A 25,099-nucleotide genomic window follows, 5' to 3' on the forward strand; every position below is an offset into this window, starting at 1 on the left:
GGACATAAGCACTGTATCGGACAAGAAAATTGCTATGATACAGCACAAAATCAACAAGAGACCAAGGGAAAAACTGAAATTCTCTACGCCGGTAAGGGAGTTTTTCAAATTCTTTATGTAACTTTGCAAAAACAATTGCACTTGCGGGTTGACTCTTTACAAAGCAATAAATGGCTGAGTTTTCTATAAAAATATCCAAAATAGTTGCGTACGTGAAATAAAAGAGGTAACTTTGCAAGACGATTGGAGAATTCATTCTAAATGCTGATAATAGAATTCTAACATACTAAATAATAGAACATGGAATACAAAAAAACCGGAATAGAGGGAGTCTATATCATTCAGCCAAAAGTGTTTAACGACCAGCGCGGATATTTCTTTGAGTCATTCCGTCAGGCGGATTTTGACGCTAACATTGGAGGGCATACAGAGTTCATCCAAGACAACGAGTCGAAGTCAAGCTATGGCGTCCTCCGTGGCCTTCATTATCAAAAAGGCGAATTCTCGCAAGCAAAACTTGTCCGTGTGATAAAGGGCAGGGTGCTTGACGTTGCGGTTGACATCAGGAAAGGCTCGCCGACATTCGGAAAATATGTCATGGTGGAACTTAGCGAGGACAACAAGACTCAGTTCTTTATTCCGAGGGGATTCGCCCACGGCTTCCTTGTGCTTAGCGATGAGGCTGTCTTCACTTATAAAGTAGATAATGTATATGCTCCGCAGAGTGAGGCGAGCATCCGCTTTGATGACCCGGACATTAATATCAAGTGGCCGATAGACGCAAATGAAATCCTGACGAGCGAGAAGGATATGAAGGCGAAGTGGCTGAAGGATGCCGAGGTCTTCGGGTAAGAGGCTTGCCGTTTGCAGTGCGGTGTGAACGGCAGGTGTTGTTTGGATGATAAATGGATTTTACTGCTGTGCGTAAGATATTCTTTTTTATGGCTTCCTGTTTGCTGTCTGTGTCATGTTATGATGCCGTCAGGGACAATACTGCCGTTCTTGAAGAAGACAAGGACGCGAAAGCTCTTCTGCAAGGCGTTTGGACTAACGGTGACGATGGTGAGGTGACGATGATGGTGAAAGGCGACAGTATCATCTATGCGGATTCCATGCTGTCTCCTGTCTATTTTGCCATTATAGGTGATACGCTGATGCTTCGCGGAAACACCGAGGCGCGTTATGCTATCACAAGGCATACGGCTCACCTTTTCGATTTTGAGAACCGTAATGGTGATGCTGTGCATCTGTGCAAGTCGGACAATCCTTATGACAAATACATCTTTGACGGGAGGAAGCCTGTTGTGCTTAACCAGCATCGCCTGATAAAGCGTGACTCCATAGTAGGGGATGGTGAGGACAGGTATCATGTGTATACGCAAGTCAACCCTTCGACATACAAGGTTGTCAGGACATCGTACAATGAGAATGGCATATTGGTGGAGAAAGTCTATTACGATAATGTCATTAATGTGTGTGTCTATAAAGGTGCGCAACGGCTTTTCTCTGCAGACGTGTATAAGCGTGATTTTGCAAAATATGTTCCGGAGTCATATCTCCGGCAGGCAGTGCTGAGTGATATTGGCATAGATGGGGTTTCAAACGGCAGTGTTGAGCTGACAGCCTCTGTCTGTGTGCCTGACTCGCCTACATCGTATAGGATAAAGATGATTGTTTCCAAGCAAGGGAAACTGACAATGAAAGTCCTTTGAACATGATTCTTGGCAATAATTTATGGTGTGATTGCAATAAAGCAGCAAAGGCTTCGAAAAGGAGCCTTTGCTGCTTTATTGTTTGAACGGTTTGTTGAAAAAAGTCTGTGTGGAGTGAAAAAGGGTCATACTGTGATTGTGATGAAAACTCCTTATGTAGGTAGAGTGCCATGTATCTTTGTAATCCACCGGCTCTGAAAATATGGCTTGGAGTAGGGCAGAGGTGAGGTTTGAAGGACAAGTCTCGACAGTGACCTCGCGATAACCTGCTCCGTTGTGGCCCGCCATTGAGTACACGCGTTCTCAGTTTTCTTGAATTATTTGATGAGTTCCCCGATCTAACCAGTATGACCCATGTGCAAAATTACAACTTTTTTCTCTTATAGCAAATAAAAACAAGGGAAATTTTGATTATTCCATAATTTTTTCTTAATTTTGCATTCCGTAAACAAACATACATTATTTATATAGTAAGATGTACAGAACAAATACCTGCGGTGAACTCCGCATAGAGAATGTAGGTCAGACAGTGACTCTCGCCGGTTGGGTGCAGGGCGTGCACAATCTCGGTGCTTTGATTTTTGTTGACCTCCGTGACCGATATGGCATTACGCAGCTTGCGTTCAGTGATGATGCTCCGGAGGAGCTCCGCCAGAAAGCCGGTCATCTTGGACGTGAGTATGTCGTTCAGGCGACAGGTGTTGTGGCAGAACGCTACTCCAAGAACTCCAAGATTGCGACAGGAGATATAGAGATAATAGTCTCCGAACTGAATATTGTAAGCGAGAGCCAGACTCCTCCTTTCACGATAGAAGACAATACTGACGGTGGCGATGAACTGCGAATGAAGTATCGTTACCTTGATTTGCGTCGCTCATGCGTCCGCAAGAATCTCGAATTGCGTCACCGCATGGCGATACTTATACGCAATTTCCTTGACTCACGTGACTTTATCGAGGTTGAGACACCTATTCTGATCGGTTCCACTCCTGAAGGGGCGCGCGACTTCGTTGTGCCTTCACGCATGAATCCGGGACAGTTCTACGCTCTCCCACAGTCTCCGCAGACTTTGAAGCAGTTGCTCATGGTGTCCGGGTTTGACCGTTATTTCCAGATTGCGAAATGCTTCCGTGATGAAGACTTGCGTGCTGACCGCCAGCCGGAGTTCACACAGATTGACTGTGAAATGTCCTTCGTTGACCAGGACGATGTCATAGCAATCTTTGAGGATATGGCGCGCTCACTGTTCAAGGAAATCAGAGGCGTGGAACTTCCTGCAAAGCTGCGTCAGATGACTTGGAAGGAGGCGATGGAAAAATATGGCTCTGACAAGCCTGACCTTCGTTTCGGAATGGAGTTCCGGGAACTGAAGGAGGTTTTCCCGGCAGGACAGTTTGCGGTGTTTGACTCCGCTAACTATGTTGGCGGTATTGTTGCTGATGGCTGTGCAACCTACACTCGCAAGCAGCTTGACCAGTTGACTGATTTTGTGAAATCACAGCAGGTTGGTGCAAAAGGACTGGTGTACATAAAGCTGAATGCCGATGGTACGATAAAGTCATCCATAGATAAGTTCTATACTCCGGAACAGTTGCAGGCTGTTGCTGACAAGTGTGGAGCAAAGAAAGGCGATTTGATTCTTATCCTTAGTGGTGAGCAGCCTAACAAGACACGTGTGCAGCTGTGCGCTTTGCGTCTTGAGATGGGCAAGCGCCTTGGACTGATGGACAAGGACAAGTTCGAGTGCCTCTGGATCATAGACTTCCCTCTGTTTGAATGGAGTGAGGAGGAGCAGCGTCTGATGTCTACTCACCATCCGTTCACTATGCCTAATCCGGATGACATTCCATTGCTTGACACTGACCCTGCAAAGGTTCGTGCAAAGGCGTACGACTTTGTATGCAACGGTGTGGAAGTCGGTGGCGGCTCACTCCGTATTCATGACGGCAAGCTGCAGGCAAAGATGTTCGAAGTGCTTGGGTTCACTCCTGAGAAAGCAATGCAGCAGTTCGGTTTCCTCATCAACGCATTTAAGTACGGTGCTCCTCCACATGCAGGACTCGCATTCGGCTTTGACCGTTTCGTAAGTCTTATGGCAGGCTTGGACTCCATACGTGATGTCATTGCATTCCCTAAGAACAACAGTGGGCGCGATGTAATGCTTGACGCACCTGGAACTCTTGACCAGAAGCAGCTTGATGAGTTGCAACTGAAATTGGACTTGAAGGATTGAATCCTTGATGTTTAGTCGTCGTGGACTTTGATGTTTGTCAATAAAAGTGCGTGTCTGTTGTCAAAATGGCGTAAATGCTTGAAATATCGTGCGATTCTTGTTGCTCATGTCGAAAATAATGTTTACTTTTGCATCATAATTACGAAAAGAGACTTATATTTTTTCAGGTAAATAATTATGGCAGAAAAGAAAACAGCTACTGTAACAACAAAGGCAGCAGCAACAAAGGTGGCGAAAGCTGCACCAGTGAAAAAGGCTTGTACAACAAAGAAAACTTGTGCAACCAAGACAGCCAAGGCTGTTGACATGGCAGTTGAGAATATAGGCTTCCGTGCAGGTGATGTTTATCAGACACTCGCAAGTGAGGCACAGCCAATGACAGTGGCAGAGATAGCAAAGGCTGCAAACATCAGTGAGACAGAAGTGCTCATGGGAGCCGGCTGGTTGATGAAAGAAGGTAAGGTTGCTGCAGAAGCAGACAAACTCATCCTTGCTTAATCAAGAAAAGGCTCATCAATAAGGAGTCGTTTTCTGAAATATCTCACTCTTAATAAACAAAGGAATTCTACCGGTCCATTATAAGGCAGGCAGAATTCCTTTTTGCTCTTTTAGAGGAAGGTTGCTTTTGTGCAAAAGTATGCTTTTCTCCTGATTAGATACAACGAAAGTAATAAAAAAGATTCACGCATCATTTGGCAGATTACAGTAAGGACATAACAGAATTGTTGTTGAGGATTCCTGACGGATTGCCGTTAAGGAAGATTGTGCGGCATGTATACAATGCCCACAATACGTTCTTTGAGACAATATCCATGGAGGAAGTCAGTCGTGATGTAGCCTCCTATCTTCAGCGACGGAGTAAGACTCCCGGGTCTCTTATCGAACGTGTGGGAGCGCGCGGTTTTTACCGCCTGAATCCTGATTCCGGAGAGTCCAGGCAACTGATGCTTCAATTTAGGGAGCAGGAAGAAGAAAATGCGGTGGAGCAGCATGAGGAGGAACAGAAGGGGGCGCCCGGTCTTTTTGATGATTTCTTCGACAGCCTGTAATTGTCTGATGCAGAAAAGGGTATGCGCTGATGATGCAGTAATACGGTAATAATTTTAATCCCCTGATATATTTATGAAGAATAATAACCTCGTGATTATGGCGGGTGGCGTAGGCAGCCGCTTTTGGCCAATGAGTACAGAAGAGACACCAAAGCAGTTCATTGATGTGCTTGGTGTAGGAAAGTCGTTGTTGCAGCTGACAATGCAGCGTTTCGCAGGAATCTGTGCCCCGGAAAATGTATGGGTAGTCACAAATGCTGCTTATGTGGAGAAAGTTCATGAGCAGTTGCCTGAGATTCCACGTGAGAATATTCTCAGTGAACCTTGCCGCCGCAATACAGCTCCATGTATTTGTTATGTCAGCTGGCGCATAAAGTCAAAGAATCCGAATGCCAATATTGTTGTGACACCGAGTGACCATATCGTTACAGACACACAGGAGTTCCAGCGCGTGATAAAGTCTGCTTTACAGTTCACAAGTGAGAGCGATGCCATTGTCACTCTTGGAATGAAGCCGACACGTCCGGAGACCGGCTATGGGTACATACAGGCGGACCTTGCTTCAAACACTCTGCGCAACAAGGAAATCTTTGCCGTCGAGCAGTTCCGTGAGAAGCCTGACCTTGAGACAGCCAAGGAGTATGTCAAGCAGAACAACTATTTCTGGAATGCAGGAATCTTTGTGTGGAGCGTCTCAACCATTGTCAATGCCTTCCGCCTTTACGCTCCTACGATAAACCGTATATTCGAGAATTTGGAGAGCGTTTATGGCACACCCGAGGAGCAGGCTATGATAGACAAAGTTTATCCGGAGTGCGAGAGTATCTCTGTGGACTATGCCATTATGGAAAATGCAGAGGCAATATATGTCCAGCCTTCTGATTTCGGTTGGAGTGACCTTGGCACATGGGGTTCGTTGTGGACTCTTGTCAAGCATGATGTCAATGGCAACGGATGCATCGGCAACAATGTGCGTATGATTGATTCTCATGACTGCATTGTGCATACAACGGAGGAGAAGCAGGTTGTCATACAGGGACTTGACGGCTACATTGTAGCAGAGAAAGACGATACATTGTTGATATGTAAATTGTCGGAAGAGCAGCGTATAAAGAACTTCCACGATTGATAAAGGCCAGCTTTGTATATGGACAACATAAATTACGGCAGGTATTCATGTTTGAATGCCTGCCGTAGTTGGTTTTGTTTGTATGTATGTTGTTTTCCGGAAAATTTTCTTGGAATTATTTGATTATCCGAACAGTAGTTTGAGGGCTTCCTCCACTCTTCTTACGGGATGGATGCTGATGTGGAATCGCTTTAAGTCTATGCCTGCGGTGTTGTGTTTCGGAATGATGATGTCTGTGAATCCGAGTTTTTCTGCCTCGGCGATCCTTTGTTCTATGCGGTTTACGGGGCGCACCTCTCCCGACAGTCCGACTTCGCCGCACATGCACCAGCCGGCTTCGACGGGGATGTCGATGTTGCTTGAGATGACGGCGGCAAGGATGGAGAGATCCATTGCCATGTCCGTGACGCGTAGTCCGCCGGCGATGTTTATGAAGACATCCTTCTGTATCAGTTTGAATCCCACGCGTTTCTCGAGCACGGCGAGCAGCATGTTCAGCCGTCGCTGGTCGAATCCTGTTGCCGAACGTTGCGGAGTGCCGTAGGCTGCTGTGGAGACAAGAGCCTGTGTCTCAACAAGGAATGGGCGCACACCTTCTATTGCAGCCGAGATGGCAAGTCCCGACATGCCATCCCGGTCTTGTGTGAGGAGGAGTTCGGATGGGTTTTCCACTTGCCGGAGTCCAGTCTGCTGCATTTCATAGATGCCGAGTTCGGATGTTGAGCCGAAGCGGTTTTTTATGGAGCGGAGGATGCGGTACATGTGATGTTGGTCACCTTCAAACTGTATGACAGTGTCGACGATGTGTTCAAGGATTTTTGGTCCGGCAATGGCTCCGTCTTTTGTGATGTGTCCGATGAGGATTATTGGTGTGCTGCTTGTTTTCGCGTATCTCAGCAATGCTGCTGCGCATTCGCGCACTTGTGTGAGGGAGCCTGGCGAACTGTCTACTGTGTCTGTGGCGATGGTCTGTATGGAGTCGATGATGACAAGCTGGGGGTGAATGTCATTCATGAGATTAAGGATGTTCTCCAATGAGTTCTCGCATATGACATCTATGTTGTCGTTGTTTGCACTGCTTCCCTTGCTTAAACGCTCCGCACGCATCTTTAGCTGGTGCGCACTTTCCTCTCCGCTGACGTAAAGTATGCGTATGTCGCTGATGTTGAGTATTGTCTGTAATGTCAGCGTTGATTTTCCGATGCCGGGTTCGCCTCCAAGCAGCACGATGCTTCCTTTTACGAGTCCTCCTCCGAGCACACGGTTGAGTTCATTGTCGTGCATGTCGAGCCGCGGTTCGTCTTTTGTTGCTATGTCACGCAGTTTGTGTGATGTCGGAGTGTTTTTCTGCCCGATACTTAAAGAACTCTTTGCGGAGTTGCCTGCGATACGTATCTCGCGGAATGTGTTCCACTGTCCGCAACTTGGGCATTTGCCAAGCCATTTTGATGATTCCTGTCCGCAGTTGGAGCAGACATAAGCTGTTTTGTCTTTTGCCATTATTTGTTTTTGGAAGGACATAATTCTGATATCGGGCATTTATTGCAATGCGCTTTTCTTGCTGTGCAGATGTATCTGCCATGGAGAAGTATCCAATGGTGGGCGCGGGACAAGAGTTCTGCCGGAATGAGTTTCACAAGTTCGCGTTCCACCTTCTCCGGAGTGTCGGCTTTTTTCGTTGCAAGCCCGAGTCTGTGGCTTACGCGGAATACATGTGTGTCGACCGGCATTGCAGCTTGGTCGAATGCGACGGCAAGCATCACATTTGCAGTCTTCCTTCCGACTCCGGGGAGCGAGACCAAAGCGTCGAAATCATGTGGCACCTCACCGTCAAATTCCGTGACAAGTTTTCTTGCAAGTTGCACAAGATGAAGAGATTTCGCATTAGGATAACTTACGCTTGATATATATGCAAGTATGTCCTCTGCTTCGGCTTTCGCCATTTCCTGTGGTGTGGGGAAATGCTTGAACAGTGCAGGTGTCACCATATTCACGCGTTTGTCGGTGCACTGTGCACTTAGAACGACAGCGCACAGCAACTGGAATACCGAGCCGAACTCCAGTTCGGTGGTGATTTCCGGTTGCTGTGCGTGGAAATATTCAAGTATGCGTTCTGTACGCTCCTTCTTTGTCATTATTTTTTCTTGTTCTCTTTCTTTGCGGCAGGTGCCGGCTTATATGCCTTGTTGAGTCCTGCGATAATTTCGTTTGTCACGTCGTATGCTTTGTCAGCATAGAGGAGGTTGTCTCCTGATTTTGAGAAGATTATAGAGTACTTCTTGTCTTTGTTGTACTTTTTCAGATAGTTGGCGATAGAGTCATGGAGGGCAATGTTGTATTTCTCCTGCTCTTGCTGGAACTCTGCGCCAAGACGCTGCTGAAGAGCCTGAAGGTCAGCGTTCTGCTTCTGCAAGCCAGCCTGAATGGCTTCTGCCTGTTCGCGTGTGTATGCATTCTGCTGTATCTTCTGCTGGAAATTGTTTGCGGCAGTCTGCAGAGCCTGACCTTTCTGTTGGATGGTAGCCTCGATGTTCTGTCCCTTTTTGGTAAGAATCTGTGTGTAGTCCTTGCAAAACTGGTATTGTGTCATGATAGAGTCGACCTCCACATACGCTATTTTGAGTTCTGCCGGTGCGTTCTGTGCCGGTGCGGCAGCTTCGTCTGCGCTCTTTGATTTGTCGCAGGCTGTCAGTGAGACAGTGGTGAGTGCAGCGATGGCGGCTGCACGGAAGATGTTCTTGTTCATTTCTTGTTTATGGTTTTTGTTTGTTGTTTCTCGATTGATTCGGGTGATTCGGGGTGCGGTCATGCTTTCTTGCGCATTTTCCTGCTGACGGTTTCTGCGCGTTCCCGTTCTTCCTTGTCTTGGTCCATGACGCAGTGTATTCCCCTGTCTTTCATGGCTTGGGAGTCGTGGATGTGGATTGACGACATTTCACCATCGGGTTTCAGCAGCACCTTTATTCCGATAAATGCCATGCCGATAGCAATAATTAACATCGAAAATAATAGAGTTTCAATCATTTTTTCGTATCTTTGCAACACATTTCTGATGTATTCAGGTGCAAAATTAGTAAAAAAAGTTCATATAACCTTATTAATTATATTAAATAATGACTAAAAATGAATTAAAACCCCAAATCGTGTTTGATGAGTTCGCGAAAATAAACGAAATCCCGCGTCCTTCAAAGCATGAGGAAAAGATTATAGAGTATCTCAAGAGTGTCGGTGAGGAGCTTGGTCTTCCTACGAAGGTGGACGAGGTCGGCAATGTGGTCATCTCGAAGCCTGCCACTCCGGGTTACGAGGGCAAGCCGACGGTGATATTACAGTCGCACATGGATATGGTCTGCGAAAGTCTTGCAGGCAAGGAGATTGATTTCGAGAACGACCCGATAGAGACTTACGTTGAGGGCGAGTGGCTGAAGGCCGACCGCACCACTCTCGGTGCTGACGACGGCATCGGTGTGGCGATGGAGCTTGCATTGCTGCGCTCCAATGATGTGGAGCACGGTCCGATAGAGTGCGTATTCACTCGTGACGAGGAGACAGGACTCACGGGTGCGATGGGCATCAAGGAAGGTTTCATGACCGGTGATTATCTCATCAATCTGGACTCGGAGGATGAAGGGCAGTTCTTCATTTCCTGTGCAGGCGGCATTGGCACTACAGCAGTGTTCAGGTACAACAGGGAGGAGATTGGCGGTGACTTCTTCTTTGTGGAGGCAGAGATAAAGGGACTTCTGGGAGGACATTCTGGGGACGACATCAACAAGAAGCGTGCGAATTCCATAAAGCTGATGGCGCGCTTCCTTTACAATGAAATGCAGAAGATGCCGGTGCGCCTTGTCTCCTTTGAAGGAGGAAAGGCTCACAATGCCATTCCGCGTGACTGCAAGGCAGTCTTTGCCGTTCCAGTGGCAAAGAAGGAAGAGGTGAAGGTGGACTGGAATGTGTTTGCTGCGGAAGTTGCCGACGAGTACCATGCCACCGAGCCGGGTATAGAAATGCTGATGGGTTCGGCAGAAGCCGGTCATGTGATAAAGGAGGAAGCCGGTAACCGCATTGTACGTTGCTTGCAGGCTGTTGACAACGGAGTGTTCGCAATGTGTCAGGACGAAGAGCTTTCTTGGCTTGTGGAAACATCAAGCAATCTAGCAAGTGTTCGCACGCAATGTGATGAAATGGAGATTGTTACATCGCAGCGCTCTTGTGTCATGAGCCAGCGTGACAATATCGCTGCTACAGTGAAGGCATGCTTTGAGCTTGCCGGTGCGGAGGTGGAGCAGGGCGATGGCTATCCGGCTTGGCAGCCACGTGCAAACTCACATCTTGTTGATGTTACTGCGGAGACTTACCGCAAGTTGTTTGGCAAGGAACCTAAGATTCTGGGAATCCATGCGGGACTGGAATGTGGATTGTTTGCAGAGCGTTACCCGAACCTCGACATGGTTAGCATGGGACCGACACTCCGTGGCGTGCACTCTCCGGACGAGAAGCTCCACATACCGTCAGTGCAGATGGTGTGGGATCATTTGCTTGAAATATTGAAGAATATCTGAGAAAAAACAGTAAAGTATTCATAGGACGAAGATGCGAGGGTGTCATGTCTTTGTGTGCATTCCTGCATCTTCGTCTTGTTGTCTTTTTTGCGTTTGCATTCCGGTGTGGATGCAAATGCGGAATTCTATCTTTTTGATTGAAATTGAATAAACGGAAAATATTATTTGCGCTGTCGCTGTTTTGCTTGTTCGGTGTCAGTTCTTTTGCCATAAAACATCCCAAACGTGAGGTTCGGGCGGTGTGGCTGACCACCATAGGCGGACTTGACTGGCCGCATTCTTATTCCCAGTCACAGTACAGCATGGCACGACAACAGGAAGAACTGCGGACGATTCTTGACAAACTGCAGCGTGCGAACATTAATACAGTGTTGCTTCAGACGCGCATACGCGCGACAAGCATTTTCCCGACGACAGCTGCTTCGGGCAACGAACCGTGGGACGGCTGCTTGTCTGGTTTCCCCGGAAAGTCTCCGGGATATGATGCTCTTTCTTTTGCGGTGGAAGAGTGTCACCGCCGTGGCATGGAGTGCCATGCGTGGGTGGTCGCCATTCCAGTTGGAAAATGGAATGGGGCGGGCTGCCGGCATCTCCGCAATTCGCAGCCGGGGATTGTCTATCGAATAGGGCAGGAGGGATACATGCGTCCGGAAGATTCGCGTACGGCAGTATATTTGGCGCGCTATTGTGCTGACATTGCACGGCGATACGATGTTGACGGCATCAGTCTTGACTACATTCGCTATCCGGAAGCGCAGGCTAAACTGCCGCGTGCGGATGTTGGGAGGGCGAACATCACCCGTATCGTGAAAGCGGTGCACGATTCCGTCAGGGCGGTGAGGCCGTGGGTGAAGTTGAGTTGTTCCCCTGTCGGGAAGCATGATGATACGCGCCGCTTTTGGAGCCGTGGCTGGAACGCGCGAAGTCGTGTGCTGCAGGATGCCAAGGAATGGATGCGATTGGGATATATGGACCAAGAGTACCCGATGATGTATTTCCGTGGAGACAATTTCTATCCTTTCGCTGTTGATTGGATAGAAGGCTGCCATGGCAAGGCAATGGTGCCGGGACTGGGAATCTATATGTTGCATCCGCGTGAGAGCAACTGGAGTTTGGATGACATTACGCGTGAACTCTATGTTCTTCGTCATGAAGGTGCGGGATTTTGCATGTTCCGTTCAAAGTTTTTCACAGATAATGTTAAGGGGATTTATGACTTCGTGAGCCACATCTTCTGCCGTTATCCTGCCATTGCGCCTGTGATGTGCGGCCGTGAAAGTGACGTTGTCCCGGTTCCTGCGGATATAAAAGTGTTCAGTTCGGCGGACGGGACGAGTGTGAGTTGGAATGGCAATGGGAAGGATTTATTATATAATGTGTATGTGTCGGATTCTTACCCCGTGGATGTGAGCAAGGCGGAGAATCTGCTGTGCGTGCGCAGAAAGGAAACCTCCATAGCAATCGCCAAACCTATGAAAATGTTTTTCGCTGTCACAGCGATGGACCGTTATGGCAATGAGAGCAAGCCATGCCAGCAGCCATATGCAAAACTTCCAGAGGAGATAAAGCCCGGTTGGTATTGGGTGACTCGCCCGCTTGGCAGATAGTTCGCTTGTGGTTTTCCTGTAAAGGAATTTTGTTTGAACAGGCAATGAAAGAAATGAAGTGTGACCTTTCGGATGACGGAATGTCACACTTTTATTGGTCGGAAGTAACCTTTTTCAGTACAAAAGGTCACCTTCGGTTTGCTATGCCGTCAAAATTGGATTTTACGGGGAAAACCGTTGTTTTTATCATTTTTCACCTCCAAAAACAACAAAAATGCAGAAAAATAGAAAAAAGTTCGCGAAATATTTGCACAGTTCGCGAAAAAGCTGTACCTTTGCACTCGCAATTAGGAAATCACTCATCCTTTGCAGGCAAGCAGGCCTTTTGGAGAGATGGCAGAGTGGTCGATTGCATCGGTCTTGAAAACCGACGTACTGAGAGGTACCGGGGGTTCGAATCCCTCTCTCTCCGCTAAGGGCTCTTGAAGAAATTCATGAGCCCTTTTTCATTTATTAATCCCATGAGTGGGAAATGTCAATCCGCCGAATGGGAAATGGCTGATGATTTTCATGGAAATAGAATAGTGAATCCATAGAACTGTAACCATAATAAATATAAAAAGAAATGTATCCACTTTTGTTTGAGCCAAATCTACATACTGTGGTTTGGGGAGGGAATAGACTTGAAGAATGGAAAGGAGTTGGCAGGACCGGTTCGCCTGTCGGAGAGTCATGGGAGGTGAGTTGTGTGCCTTCATCAACATCGGTCATTGCCAATGGCAGGTGGGAAGGCAGATTGCTTTCTGAGGTTATCAAGGAGTGTCCGTATGGAATACTTGGGGAGAAGGTCGCCAAGAAATATGATTGTGAGTTGCCTTTGCTCGTGAAATTCATTGATGCAGCGCAGGATTTGTCCATACAAGTTCACCCTGACGATGACATGGCGCAGAGGGAGCATGGCAAAATGGGCAAAAGTGAGATGTGGTACATCATTGACGCAAAGCCCGGTTCTTATCTTTATGCCGGTTTCAAGGAAAATCTTACACCGGAGGAATATGCGCGAAAGGTGGCGGATGGAACAATCTGTGAGAGTCTTGCGAAGCATGAGGTTCACAAGGGCGATGTGTTCTATCTTCCTGCTGGAAGGGTTCATGCCATTTGTGGCGGCATTTTTCTTGCGGAAGTGCAGCAGTCTTCCGATGTGACTTACCGTATATTTGATTATAACCGTCTTGGCATGGACGGCAAACCTCGTGAGCTGCATACGGAACTTGCATCAAAGGCTCTTGATTTTGAGGTTATAGACGAATACCGTACGATTTATGATGATGATGCTCATCGCGCAAACCACTGCATTGACTCACCTTTCTTCAATGTCCGCGTCGTGGATGTCGAGGCTCCTTTTCATCGTAATCTTCTGAAATACGATTCGTTCATAATAACGATGTGCTTGGAAGGAGACTGCAAACTGCGGATGCGTTCCGATTTGTCATCGGAGTCTGAGATTATCCTTCATGAAGGACATTCGTGCCTTATTCCGGCAGCGATAGCAGACTATGATGTGATTCCGTTGAATGGCAGGTCGTTGTTGCTTGATGCTTTCATTGACAACAAGGATCGCTCGCTGTTGTCACGTGCAACACGATTCCTGCATATTACGGACAAATAGAGTCTTTTTCTTTTGTGCAGCATTGCAGATGCTTTTGCTGTTCGTGAAGATTTAAGAAAATGAGATGCTTCCTGAAAGATTCCAAACTGTTTTTGGGGACATCTCGTTTTTTTTTTGTACCTTTGCATCACAAACTTAATAAAAAACATTAGAATCTTATGGCAGATATAAAGAATTATAGGATTGGAGTTGATTATAAGCTCTATACAGTTGGAGATAACGGAGAGCGTATTCTTGAGGAAGAGACAACAAAGGATGTGCCGTTCCGCTATCTTTCCGGTTTTGCGATGACATTGGATAAGTTTGAAGAAGAGACAGTCGGACTTAATGTCGGTGACACTTTTGACTTCACCATTGAGAAGGAGGATGCTTATGGTGACTATTTCGCTGACCGTGTGCTGGATTTGAGCAAGGACATGTTCTCTGTCGACGGAAAGTTTGACGCAGAGAACATAAAGGTCGGAGCTATTGTGCCTTTGCAGAATGAGGATGGCGCACGTTTCTTCGGACATGTGCTGGAAATCACAGACACTACAGTAAAGATGGACCTTAATCATCCTTTGGCCGGTCGCAGACTGAATTTTGTCGGCTGCATTGTTGAAAAGATTGAGGCTTCGGCACAGGAGATACAGGCAATGATGTCGCATCTTGCCGGTGAGGGCGGTTGCGGAAGTTGCGGCGGTGGTTGTCATGGTGGCGATTGTGGAAGCTGTGACGGCGGCTGTGGCGGTTGCAAATAAGCGGAAGAGCTTGGAATATAAGAATCATCAATAATATATAACCCGATTACTATGTCGAATAGCACAGGTACAATCTTTACGTTGACAACTTTCGGCGAAAGCCATGGTGCTGCCATTGGTGGTATTGTTGATGGTATGCCGGCAGGAATAGAAATAGACGAAGAGTTCGTTCGGCAGGAGCTGAATCGCCGTCGTCCCGGTCAGAGCGCGATAACCACAAGCCGTAATGAGCCGGATAAGGTTGAGTTTCTCAGTGGAATATTTGAAGGCAAATCAACCGGATGCCCTATCGGTTTTGTCGTTTATAACCAGAACCAGCATTCCCGGGATTATGAGAACATGCATTGCTTGTTCCGTCCGTCCCATGCTGATTTCACATACCATGAGAAATATGGCATACGTGACCATCGTGGCGGTGGCAGGACCTCTGCACGCATAACCATCAGCAGATGTGTTGCCGGTGCGTTGGCAAAACTTGTGCTGCGACAGATTGGTGTGGAGATTCATGCGTACACAATGCAGGTTGGCAATGTCGGGATAGGAAAGGATTATCAGAAATATGACTTGTCATTGGCGGAGACAAATGCTGTCCGTTGCCCAGATTTGCAGAAGGCGGCGGAGATGGAACAGCTGATAAAGGAAGTGAAGTCGGGAGGTGATACCATTGGCGGTATAATCCAATGTGTAGTGAAAGGCTGTCCCGTAGGGCTCGGCTCACCGGAGTTTGACAAGCTTCATGCAGTCCTTGGCAAAGCGATGCTGAGCATCAATGCCGTTAAGGGCTTTGAGTACGGTGATGGTTTTGATTGTGTCTGTACTCGTGGTTCGGAACAGAACGATGTGTTCTATACGGATGCGGACGGTTCTGTACGGATACGGACTAACCATAGCGGCGGAATACAAGGCGGACTGTCGAACGGACAGGATATTGTCTTCCGTGTGGCTTTTAAGCCTGTCGCGACATTGTTGAGAGAGCAGGAGACAATCGATGTGGAAGGAAATCCGACTGTGCTGAAGGCAAAGGGACGCCATGACCCTTGTGTCCTGCCGCGTGCAGTTCCTATTGTTGAGGCTATGGCTGCGATGGTTGTACTTGATGAATATCTTAAGAACAAAAGTGCAAGATAACAAGAAAACTGCTGAGAACTAATTTATATGGAGTTTTATAAATTGGTTCTCAGCAGTTTCTTTATTATATAGGGATAGGGCTTATTCCGAGAGAATCTGTGCGTAAATCCTTTCAAAATTACTGCGAAGGAGTGTAGGGGAGGCTATTATATTACGTATGTTTTTCAGGTGCTGTTCATTCTCCGAACCGGCAATCCAAAGGTGGATGTAGCCACGGGCGGAGTATTTTGCATCCAAATGTTTGTAGAACCGTTCAAAATGCTCCTCCTTGGTTTTCTCCGGATAATGGTCCATACCGTATTCTATTGTGCGGCGCATGATGGTTTCAGGCTCCAATTCACGGTCAGCCTCAGCAACAATCTTTCCATAGATGCTTCTCGGAGCTTTTGAAGCAGAGGCGCGATGATCCTCCACAGCCTCTTTCATTATCTTCAGCTGCTCCGGTGAGAACCAGCGTCTCAGTCTTGCATCGGTGATGAGAATCTTTCCTGATGTTATGTGGTGTATGGCGCGAGGACCTTCAAGTCCCAGATCGTGGTATGCTGCTATGACATACGCCATATCCTCGTCCGCACCGATATTGCGTGCGAGATTCAGGGAATTGTTAATCACATTTGTTGCGTGCCGTATAGAATGTGCACGGTCGAAATCATTGTATCGAGGGAGAATCTCTGTCTCGATAAAATTCATTATTTCAAGGTTCATATCAGTTATTGAAAGTCCAGTTAAGTCCAAAGCGGAACACACGTCCGTTGACAGGGTTGTGTGGGGTTAGGAAATAGTTGCCCTTTCCAGAACAGTTTACATGGCTCATCATAAAGAAGAAGCGGCATTGTTTCAGCTGGAAGTTCGCATAGACGTTGCAGATAGGGTAGTTGCCAACTTTTGTGCGTATGTCCGGGTTCTCCTGGATAGCGAATGCTTGTAGCTGAGGAACATATTCCGGTGCGTAATAATTTGTGAAGTAGCGCATGTCGACACCGAAGTCTGTTGCGAGTACTCGGGCTATCTTAAAGCGCAGGTACAGAGTGCTGTAGACATTGAATTTAGGTAATGGCAATACAACATCGTCTGAACTTTTCTGGAATGTGAGCACATTGTCAAAATGTAGTATGCCCCATTTCAGGTTCTGCCATAACTGCGCTGTGATGACCTGTACACTCGATGCCTGATGCGGTGCTGCTGTTGTGGCGATGTGTGCGTTGTTTTCTCCCAATTCGTATGATGTGCCGAGGTAGGCGTAGTTTGTGATGTTGTCGACAGCGAACCGAAAGCGTGTTTGCGTACGCTGAAGTGAGAAGTTACCTTCGATATGAGTGCGTGTTGTATTATCGATGTCCTCATTCCATTGGAAATGCCGAGATGTAAATGTCTCAAAATATTCGCTTGCATCATCAAGACTGAACTCAGCTTTTGCCTCCAGTGTCACAGTGTCCCCAAGCAATGGGAAATTGACTTCCGCCTCAGCTTCAATCTCGAACTGTCCTACATCGTCTCCGGCAACGCATACCTCACCTGTGACATCAAAGTTGAAAGTCTCGCCCTGATGCTTCGAGAGTTGTCCGCCTACAATGAAATTATGATCGTTCCAGCTCTTAAATTCGTATGGTGAGATTGGATTTGAATAGTGATTCAGTTCACTTGTCGCAAACACTTTGAGTCCGGCTTTCGCATATTTGTTGAATCCTTCGAGAAGAGAGACTCCGAAAGTGTTGCGAAGACATGAATATTTGTATCTGTCGTTGATGGAGTCTGTCTCCAGATTGTAGAAATCATCCCTGTAATAATTCTCAGGCGATTTGTATGCAAGATATGTTCTGCGGTAATTGTCAAACTGTGCTGTATGGAAGAAACTTGTAACAGGAACGTATTCTTCTTTGGTGAAGTCCTCTGTCTCTTGTTGTGGTTTTTCCTCGATGATTTCCCCGTTGCCGGCTTCCTCATTCTCCTTCTTTTCTTTCTCTGCCTTTTCCTTTGCAGCAGCAATGGCAAACTTTTTTGCTTCTATTTCCTGCTCCGTCATTGGAACACGTCGTGTGAAGCCCAAACTGTAGCGGTGGGTGAAGAATACGTGCTGATTGTCGTGCCTGTTCCAGTTGTTGCTCAGGACTGTGGGAATCTCGTTCTCACTGAAGTTGTCCGTGAACATTTCCGGATGTTTTATGTAATTGTCATCCAGTATGCCACCGTTCTCTGCTTGTTTCTGGTGGTTTGTGGACATCAGCAGATGTGCCTGGTATCTGTTGCCAAGATAGCTGCCCCACATAGTGTAGTTAAAATGCGAGGTGCTTTGGTTCTGGTAATATCCTCTTGCGTACAAGTAGTCAAACTTGAATCCCACTCCGAGTTTCTTGCCGGCGTTTACGGCAAACAAAGCTTTCAGGTGGTCTTCACCGTTAGTTTTGTTGCCGCATTGGTTGTACTCAAAGTTTGTTATTGGAGACAAGGTGTTTGTGAAATGGAAGTCCTGCGGTTTGACAAGGATTTGCGACCATCCGCTTGTGAATATGAATTCCTCGTCATCATCATCTCTATCTATGAAAATCCTATTAAGGCGTGGTGAGCCGTTATTGCCAAGTGTCTGATATTCTCCATATATTCCTGATGGGAACACATGGTTCATACGGAGATAGGAGGTTGTGTCAGGTTCGGCGTCATCAATGTCTCCGGACAAAGCGTCTACTGTCCAAACATAAAGTCCTTTAGGAATCTTTTTATGTTGAGCGGTAGAGTCACGGCGTCCGTTTGTCATATTGCCATCGGCATCGACCATTGTTCCATCGTCAGAGAGTAGTGTGTCGTCAAATTGTGCGTTGGCTGTTGCTGCACAGAGAAACAGGAGTGATATTACAAGAAGTCTTTCCACTTATAGAATTATGAGTTATACAATGATAGGGAATGGTGCTGTTGGGATGCCGCTTGTTATTTTCGGAATCTCAATACACATTCCGCCATTTTGAAGAACATGGCTGTCATAATGACAAGAATGCCTAATGTTGGTTCGGGCTGGAACCAGTAGAGCAGACCGCCCACTATTGCGCCAATCATGAAAATGATGTTCATAATCTGTCGTATAATGAAAACCCTGCTCCTGCCTCCATTATCTTCGTTGTCCATGTTTCTTTTATGTGTTTCCATTCTTTGCTTAGTTATTGTTGCTGATTCTTGAAAGATAGTTGAATATTTCCCCGACACGGTCAATAGTTTTTCTGCGGAATTTTCCGCTCAGAGGATAAAGCCGTGTGCCTTTCTTGTTTATGGCTTTGCTGTCTGTAATCCATTCCTCCGCAGTGTATATTTCCTTTTTGTCGGTTCTGTATTCGTAGGAAATGCGGCAGAGCTTGAAATCCACGGCGCCATCTTTACAATTGGCTATGAGTGTATAGCGGAATTGTGTGAAATCCTTTGAAATGAACGAGGAGGAGAACACCATTTCCTCATCAAGTTTCGCAGCGATGATGTGTTCGCGTTTGTTTACTGCGGCTATACGGCTGTCGGATTGCAGTGAGTCTTTTGTAAGAGATTGTATGACATTTAATGCACGGTCGTACAATTCGTCAGCAGAAACACCGGGAACAGTTATTGTCTTGTCCCATTCCACCTTACCGTTCACTTCCGGCACTTTTCCTGTAGCATATTTTGGCTCTATTTTAGAAATAGCTTGCTTTGTCCCCTTATGTGCGGAAATAGCTGTAGTATTTTTCTGCTCTTTCTGTTTCTTTCTGTTAGAGTTTTTAGTGTTCTCTACTTTAGTGTCTTCCGGCAATTCCCATTCGGATTGTGCCATTGAGCTTAGAGGGAGGCAGGCAATGGCAAGGATGATAAGTTTTTTCATGTTTATTGTTGATTAAGAAGGAATTGTTTGAAATCATTAAATTTTTTGTTTATAGGTATAACCACTTTCTTTCCGTGCATAAATGCTTGTAGACGTGCCGGTATCTCAATGTCTGTTGAAAGGATTCCGTCAACGGTGTCCTTGAATTTTGCCGGATGAGCCGTTTCGCAGAACACTCCCGTCTCACCGTCCTGCAATTGTTCCTCAAGGGCTTGATAACCACATGCGCCATGAGGGTCAAGTATATATCCGGTAGTAGCATAGCATTGTCTCATTGTCTCACGGATAAGCTCGTCACTGTATGTGGCACCGGCAATATCGGCGCAAATGTCCTGATGACTTCCTTTGTACAGTTCAATGATACGTGCGAAGTTTGAAGGCGCTCCGACATCCATGGCATTTGCGATGGTTTGGACTGAGGCTTTCGGTTCATAGACTCCTGTTTGCAGATATTTGTAGAAAATATCGTTGGCATTGTTGGCTGCAATGAAACGTTTTATCGGCAGTCCCATCCGCTTACCAAAGAGTGCTGAACATATATTTCCGAAGTTGCCTGACGGAACACAGACAACCAGCTTGTCTGCAAGACCTTTTTCTTTCATGCGAGCATAGGCATTAAAGTAGTAGAACGCTTGTGGCAGGAAGCGTGCAACATTAATTGAATTTGCTGATGTGAGTTTCAATTTTCGGTTTAACTCTTCATCCATAAATGCCGCTTTTACAAGTGCTTGGCAGTCATCAAACACTCCGTCAACTTCAATGGCGGTAATATTCTTTCCAAGAGTCGTAAACTGGCATTCCTGGATAGGGCTGACCTTTCCTTTCGGATAGAGAACATAGACATGTATGCCCTCAACACCAAGGAATCCGTTTGCCACGGCAGAGCCTGTGTCACCGGATGTTGCGACAAGGACATTCACTTGATGCTCTTTGTCGAGTTTTCCTTCTTTCTTCAAAAAATATTGTAGAATTCGAGCCATGAAGCGTGCTCCGACATCTTTGAAGGCAAGTGTCGGACCATGGAACAGTTCAAGTGTGTATATGTTTTCTGTAACTTTCTTTACAGGACAATCAAATTGCAATGTGTCGTACACAATCTCCTTAAGGGATTCTGCGTCAATGTCTTCACCGAAAAAAGCGTCGGCAATCTTGTACGCAATCTCCTGAAAGGACATTTTCTCAATATTGTCGTAGAACTCTTTCGGGAGTGGCTTGATATGCTCAGGCATATACAGTCCTTTGTCCTCTGCCAATCCTTTTACAACAGCCTTTTCAAGCGTTGCCATTTGGGCTTTTTTGTTTGTTGAATAATATAGCATAATAATGTTTTTTCTGTGTTTGTAATTGTCAGATTGACATTAGAGTCTTTATGAATTCATCTTTCTCAAGCAACCCATAACATCCGTTTTTACAAGCATCTTCGTCATATTGCTGTACAGAGTCAGGGGCGATGTTTGGTGCATAGATAAGAAATGGCACAGGGGCGGATGTGTGCGTGCGGTGGTGGACAGGTGTCGGATGGTCTGGCAAAACAGCTATTGCAACATCCTTTCCATTTACAGCTTCACAGACAGGTCCTATTATTCGTGAGTCAAGAGCTTCTATCGTCTTTATTTTCAATTCAAGGTTACCGTCATGCCCGGCCTCATCGCTTGCCTCAATGTGGAGATATACGAAGTCGTCGCCTTCATCTAACGCCTTTATGGCAGCTTCTGCTTTTCCTTCATAGTTTGTGTCGTAGAGTCCTGTAGCACCTTCGACATCAATACATGTCAGCCCCGCAAGAGTGCCTATGCCACGAATAAGGTCTACAGCAGTGATTACTGAACCTTTTTTTATCTGTGGAAATCTCTCTTGTAATGTTGTCATGTGTGGCCTGTAACCGCCAGCCCAAGCCCAGATGCTGTTTGCAGGGTCTTTTCCCTGCATAATGCGCTTTATGTTTAGCGGATGTTTAGCGAGAAGCTCTTGTGACTTGATTGTCAGATTATTGATGAGGTCAGCTGTTTGCCAGGGTGTTAGCTCTGTGGCTTCATTGCAGGCTGTACTGTTATTGTCTGCTTTGACAAGTAGGGGACGCCATGTCTGTCCCGGAACATCGTGGGGCGGGGTGCATAGTATGTTCTTGTTGCCGCCTTTGATTACAAGGAGGTGACGATACTGTACGCCTGAATAAAAATGAACTCTTTCATTTCCAAGATTCTCTTGCAGATATTCAATGAGCACTTTTCCTTCTTCCGTGTCAAGATGCCCGCAGGAGTGGTTCTTGATGTTCTCGCCCTCAATGCAGATGAGATTACAGCGTATAGCCATATCATCAGGAGCGAGTTCCACGCCGATAGATGCTGCTTCAAGCGGTCCGCGCCCTTCGTAAACCTTTTCTTGGTCATATCCGAGTATGGAGGAATTAGCAACTTCTGAACCTGGGTGAAAACCATCCTGAATGGTTTTCAGCATGCCTGTGCGCCCGTTTTTGGCAAGCATATCCATATAAGGTGTGTTGGCAGCTTGCAACAGAGTTTTGCCGCCAAGCTCTTCGTTATGCCAGTCTGCCATGCCGTCACCTACTATAATAATGTGTTTCATAGGTTCTTGTATTTACAATTCACATTATATATTAGCTATGGACATCACATTAGCGAACACACCGGCGGCTGTGACAGAAGCTCCTGCACCATAGCCTTGAATAAGCATTGGATATTCCTTGTATCGCTCTGTGGTCAGAAGCACAATATTATTTGAGCCTGCAAGTTCATAGAATGGATGCTCCTGCGGGACTTTCTGTAGTGAGACGCTTGTCTTGCCATTGTCAAGTTTTGCTACAAAACGCCACCTCATGTTGCTCTCTTCCATCACTTTACGCTCTGCCTCGAACTCTTTGTCGAGTTCCGGAAGTCTCTTCCAAAAAGTCTCCAGGCTGCCCTCAAAATATTCATCCGGAACGAAAAGGTGCTTCTCGACATCGTCTTGCTCCACTTTGTAGCCTGCCTCTCGTGCGAGAATGACAAGTTTGCGGACAACATCCATGCCGGAAAGGTCTATGCGCGGATCCGGTTCTGCATATCCTTTCTCGTGGGCAAGACGTACCGTCTCCGAGAATGGCACATCCTCGGAAAGTTCGTTGAAGATGAAATTCAGTGTCCCGGACAACACTGCTTCAATCCTGAGTATGCGGTCACCGGAATGCACAAGGTCGTTGATTGTTCCGATGATAGGCAGTCCTGCTCCGACATTTGTCTCAAAGCGGAATTTCACGCCATGAGCAAGTGCCGTTTCCTTAAGATGCTTGTAATTAGTGTATTTGGAAGAGGCGGCAATCTTGTTGCAGGCCACGACACTGACATTATGCTCAAGCAGCTCCTGATAGAGTTTTGCCACCTCAATGGATGCTGTGCAATCGACAAAAACACTGTTGAAGATGTTCATTTTCAGTATGCCTTCAAGCATTTTCTTTGCATTGCTTGGCTCCGCCTTGTCGAGTTGCTCGCGATATTTGTTCAAGTCTATACCCTCGCGTGAGAAGATCGCTTTCTTTGAAGAGGCTATTCCTACGACATTGAGGTTGAGGCGGCTGTACTTTTTCAGTATTTCCTGCTGGTCGCGTATCTGCTCTATTAGTTTGCCGCCTACAGTTCCTACACCGCAGATAAAGATGTTGAGGACTTTGTATTCCGAGAGAAAGAAGGAGTCGTGGATAACATTCAGCGACTTGCGGAGATATTTCTCCTGCACGACAAACGAGATGTTTGTCTCTGAAGCACCCTGCGCACATGCGATGATAGAGATGCCCGAACGTCCCAATGCACCGAACAGTTTGCCGGCAATGCCCGGAGTATGCTTCATGTTCTCACCCACAATGGCAACTGTGGCAAGACCACTTTCTGCTGACATAGGGAACATTGCTCCAGTTTCAATCTCTTTTGCAAATTCGTTGTTGAGCACAGTCACGGCACGTTCCGCATCGGTATCCTGCACACCGATGGATGTTGAATTCTCGGATGATGCTTGCGAAACAAGGAACACGGAAATGCCCTGCTCGGCAAGTGCTGTGAAAATACGGCGGTTGACACCTATGACACCGACCATGGAGAGACCGGTCACGGTGATAAGCGTCGTGCCTTTGATGCTCGAAATACCTTTGATTGGCTTGTTGTCATCGTCAACCTTCTGCTTGATGAGTGTTCCCGGATGCTGTGGGTTGAACGTGTTCTTTACCCTGATAGGAATGTTGTTTACACACACCGGATAGATTGTCGGAGGGTAAATTACTTTCGCACCAAAATTGCACAGCTCCATGGCTTCGATGAAAGATAGCTGGTTGATGGTGTATGCTGCCGGTATGACTCTCGGGTCAGCGGTCATAAAGCCATCAACATCAGTCCATATCTCAAGAATTTCTGCTCCGAGTGCGGCTGCAATGATGGATGCCGTATAGTCCGAACCGCCACGTCCAAGATTCGTAGTCTCGCCGTTGTCCTTGTCCATGGAGATGAATCCCGGCACAAGAGAGATGCGTGGAAGGTCGGCAAATGTTTTTTTGACAAGTTTGTTTGTCAATTCTGAATCAAGGATGTGCTTCCCATTCTTGGAAGAAGTCTTGATGAACTCCCGTGAATCAAACCAATGTGCCCCTTCAATAAGTGTTGCCACAATCTGTGACGAAAGCCTTTCTCCATAGGCAACAATGGCATCCTGAGTCTTTGGCGAAAGGTCATGTATCAGGTAGACACCGGAGTAGATGGAGCGCAACTGTTCTAGAAGTGCATCGACTATGTTAAAAAGCTTTTCCCTGTTTCTGGAATCAGTGATTATGGTGTCAATCATCTTATGATGACGGTCAACCATTGCGTCAAATTCCTGTTTCCACTCGTCTTTGCCTTCAACGGCAAGGCGTGATGTGGAGATAAGTTTGTCGGTTATGCCGCCAAGGGCGCTGACAACTACAACTACCGGTTGCTCTTCTGCAGCGTTAAGGACAATCTGCTTAAGGCTGAGAATACTTTCAACAGAACCTACACTTGTTCCGCCAAATTTCAATACTTTCATTTCGTTCTATTAATGTTTTTGGTCTGCTTGCATTCCCCGATACGTAAGGGGACGGAGACGGTTACACATCCGGGCACATGCTGGTTCGGCACCGTCCTCGTTCAAGACCTCAAAACAAAAGAGGATTCCCTTGCGTAAGACAAACTGCAAAGCCGGCCTTTGCCCAATGAATGATAATTTAGTGCAAATATACTAATAATTTCTCAAGAAACGATGCTTTTCTATGATTAAATATGTAATTTGTTTGCTTTTTTTAGTATTATGACTGATTGGCGAAGGTATGACGGAGACCAAGAGAGGGCAATCGTAAAAGTGCAACGCAAATGCTGCCATGGTCAAAGGTAACGTTTCACAATGCAAAAGGTTGTGTTTTGCCATGTTAAAGGTAACCTTTCACCCTGCAAAGTGTTACCTTTTGACAAGTATTGGGCAAATGATTTCTATCTTGA

The 25,099-nt window shown here is 46.5% G+C and carries 22 protein-coding genes, 1 tRNA gene and 1 pseudogene; 13 read left to right on the forward strand and 11 right to left on the reverse strand.

Annotation, left to right across the window (positions count from 1 at the left end; all coding sequences use genetic code 11):
- The 7 genes and pseudogenes from HPS57_RS14270 to HPS57_RS00030 form a co-directional block, all read left to right on the forward strand.
- Positions 1 to 121 (forward strand): annotated as a pseudogene (locus tag HPS57_RS14270) (IS30 family transposase); the annotation flags it as partial.
- Positions 122 to 300: 179 nt separating this feature from the next.
- The gene (gene rfbC, locus HPS57_RS00005) at positions 301 to 852 is read left to right on the forward strand and encodes a dTDP-4-dehydrorhamnose 3,5-epimerase (protein ID WP_172179107.1); all 552 of its coding nucleotides are present in this window, start codon (positions 301 to 303) and stop codon (positions 850 to 852) included.
- 89 nt (positions 853 to 941) lie between these two features.
- Entirely contained in the window at positions 942 to 1,712 is a 771-nt protein-coding gene (locus tag HPS57_RS00010; protein WP_172179108.1) for a DUF4738 domain-containing protein, read from the forward strand.
- A 475-nt stretch (positions 1,713 to 2,187) separates the two neighbouring features.
- A complete protein-coding gene (gene aspS, locus HPS57_RS00015; protein ID WP_172179109.1) occupies positions 2,188 to 3,945 on the forward strand; it encodes an aspartate--tRNA ligase in 1,758 nt (585 codons plus the stop codon).
- A 177-nt stretch (positions 3,946 to 4,122) separates the two neighbouring features.
- Entirely contained in the window at positions 4,123 to 4,443 is a 321-nt protein-coding gene (locus tag HPS57_RS00020; RefSeq protein WP_172179110.1) for a winged helix-turn-helix domain-containing protein, read from the forward strand.
- A gap of 194 nt (positions 4,444 to 4,637) precedes the next feature.
- Positions 4,638 to 4,994: a hypothetical protein gene (locus tag HPS57_RS00025; protein ID WP_216653350.1), complete on the forward strand. Its 357-nt coding sequence runs from the start codon at positions 4,638 to 4,640 to the stop codon at positions 4,992 to 4,994.
- 73 nt (positions 4,995 to 5,067) lie between these two features.
- Positions 5,068 to 6,123, forward strand: coding sequence for a mannose-1-phosphate guanylyltransferase (locus HPS57_RS00030; protein WP_216653351.1), 1,056 nt, complete (start codon positions 5,068 to 5,070; stop codon positions 6,121 to 6,123).
- Between the two features lie 123 nt (positions 6,124 to 6,246).
- Here the strand turns inward: HPS57_RS00030 and radA are convergent, their stop codons facing one another.
- The 4 genes from radA to HPS57_RS00050 are packed head-to-tail and all read right to left on the reverse strand — an operon-like array spanning position 6,247 to position 9,147.
- Positions 6,247 to 7,623: a DNA repair protein RadA gene (gene radA / locus HPS57_RS00035; protein ID WP_172179111.1), complete on the reverse strand. Its 1,377-nt coding sequence runs from the start codon at positions 7,621 to 7,623 to the stop codon at positions 6,247 to 6,249.
- Positions 7,623 to 8,258: an endonuclease III gene (gene nth, locus HPS57_RS00040; RefSeq protein ID WP_172179112.1), complete on the reverse strand. Its 636-nt coding sequence runs from the start codon at positions 8,256 to 8,258 to the stop codon at positions 7,623 to 7,625. The genes radA and nth overlap by 1 nt, the downstream gene beginning before the upstream one ends.
- Positions 8,258 to 8,869: an OmpH/Skp family outer membrane protein gene (locus HPS57_RS00045; protein ID WP_172179113.1), complete on the reverse strand. Its 612-nt coding sequence runs from the start codon at positions 8,867 to 8,869 to the stop codon at positions 8,258 to 8,260. The genes nth and HPS57_RS00045 overlap by 1 nt, the downstream gene beginning before the upstream one ends.
- A 59-nt stretch (positions 8,870 to 8,928) precedes the next feature.
- The gene (locus HPS57_RS00050) at positions 8,929 to 9,147 is read right to left on the reverse strand and encodes a hypothetical protein (RefSeq protein ID WP_172179114.1); all 219 of its coding nucleotides are present in this window, start codon (positions 9,145 to 9,147) and stop codon (positions 8,929 to 8,931) included.
- An 89-nt stretch (positions 9,148 to 9,236) separates the two neighbouring features.
- Here HPS57_RS00050 and HPS57_RS00055 point away from each other — a divergent pair, with 89 nt between their 5' ends.
- The 6 genes from HPS57_RS00055 to aroC all read left to right on the forward strand — a co-directional run bounded on the left by HPS57_RS00055 (position 9,237) and on the right by aroC (position 15,769).
- Entirely contained in the window at positions 9,237 to 10,685 is a 1,449-nt protein-coding gene (locus tag HPS57_RS00055; protein WP_172179115.1) for an aminoacyl-histidine dipeptidase, read from the forward strand.
- A gap of 143 nt (positions 10,686 to 10,828) precedes the next feature.
- Positions 10,829 to 12,292, forward strand: coding sequence for a glycoside hydrolase family 10-like protein (locus HPS57_RS00060; RefSeq protein WP_172179116.1), 1,464 nt, complete (start codon positions 10,829 to 10,831; stop codon positions 12,290 to 12,292).
- A gap of 327 nt (positions 12,293 to 12,619) precedes the next feature.
- A tRNA-Ser gene (locus tag HPS57_RS00065) sits at positions 12,620 to 12,704 on the forward strand.
- A 153-nt stretch (positions 12,705 to 12,857) separates the two neighbouring features.
- Positions 12,858 to 13,901 carry a type I phosphomannose isomerase catalytic subunit gene (locus tag HPS57_RS00070; protein WP_172179117.1) on the forward strand — a complete coding sequence of 348 codons (1,044 nt, stop codon included), beginning with the start codon at positions 12,858 to 12,860 and terminating at the stop codon, positions 13,899 to 13,901.
- Positions 13,902 to 14,059: 158 nt separating this feature from the next.
- Positions 14,060 to 14,641, forward strand: coding sequence for an FKBP-type peptidyl-prolyl cis-trans isomerase (locus HPS57_RS00075; protein WP_172179118.1), 582 nt, complete (start codon positions 14,060 to 14,062; stop codon positions 14,639 to 14,641).
- 51 nt (positions 14,642 to 14,692) lie between these two features.
- Positions 14,693 to 15,769 (forward strand): chorismate synthase, encoded by a 1,077-nt coding sequence (aroC, locus tag HPS57_RS00080; RefSeq protein ID WP_172179119.1) that lies wholly within the window; start codon positions 14,693 to 14,695, stop codon positions 15,767 to 15,769.
- 81 nt (positions 15,770 to 15,850) lie between these two features.
- Here aroC and HPS57_RS00085 read toward each other — a convergent pair whose 3' ends face one another.
- From HPS57_RS00085 to thrA, 7 genes are read right to left on the reverse strand one after another with little or no spacing between them, the layout of a single operon-like run.
- Positions 15,851 to 16,474, reverse strand: a complete 624-nt coding sequence (locus HPS57_RS00085) for an HD domain-containing protein (RefSeq protein WP_172179120.1) — start codon at positions 16,472 to 16,474, stop codon at positions 15,851 to 15,853.
- Position 16,475: 1 nt separating this feature from the next.
- Complete coding sequence (locus HPS57_RS00090; RefSeq protein ID WP_172179121.1) at positions 16,476 to 18,635, reverse strand: putative porin; 2,160 nt, start codon at positions 18,633 to 18,635, stop codon at positions 16,476 to 16,478.
- A gap of 56 nt (positions 18,636 to 18,691) precedes the next feature.
- Complete coding sequence (locus HPS57_RS00095; RefSeq protein WP_172179122.1) at positions 18,692 to 18,886, reverse strand: hypothetical protein; 195 nt, start codon at positions 18,884 to 18,886, stop codon at positions 18,692 to 18,694.
- Between the two features lie 28 nt (positions 18,887 to 18,914).
- Positions 18,915 to 19,604: a DUF4468 domain-containing protein gene (locus tag HPS57_RS00100; protein ID WP_172179123.1), complete on the reverse strand. Its 690-nt coding sequence runs from the start codon at positions 19,602 to 19,604 to the stop codon at positions 18,915 to 18,917.
- A gap of 2 nt (positions 19,605 to 19,606) precedes the next feature.
- On the reverse strand, positions 19,607 to 20,923 hold the full coding sequence (gene thrC / locus HPS57_RS00105; RefSeq protein ID WP_172179124.1) for a threonine synthase: 1,317 nt from the start codon (positions 20,921 to 20,923) through the stop codon (positions 19,607 to 19,609).
- Positions 20,924 to 20,951: 28 nt separating this feature from the next.
- Complete coding sequence (locus HPS57_RS00110) at positions 20,952 to 22,190, reverse strand: cofactor-independent phosphoglycerate mutase (RefSeq protein ID WP_172179125.1); 1,239 nt, start codon at positions 22,188 to 22,190, stop codon at positions 20,952 to 20,954.
- 24 nt (positions 22,191 to 22,214) lie between these two features.
- Complete coding sequence (gene thrA, locus HPS57_RS00115; protein ID WP_172179126.1) at positions 22,215 to 24,650, reverse strand: bifunctional aspartate kinase/homoserine dehydrogenase I; 2,436 nt, start codon at positions 24,648 to 24,650, stop codon at positions 22,215 to 22,217.
- Positions 24,651 to 25,099 lie beyond the last annotated feature (449 nt).

Origin of the sequence: Palleniella intestinalis (genome assembly GCF_013166595.1) — a bacterium.
GTDB classification, from domain to species: Bacteria; Bacteroidota; Bacteroidia; order Bacteroidales; family Bacteroidaceae; genus Prevotella; species Prevotella intestinalis.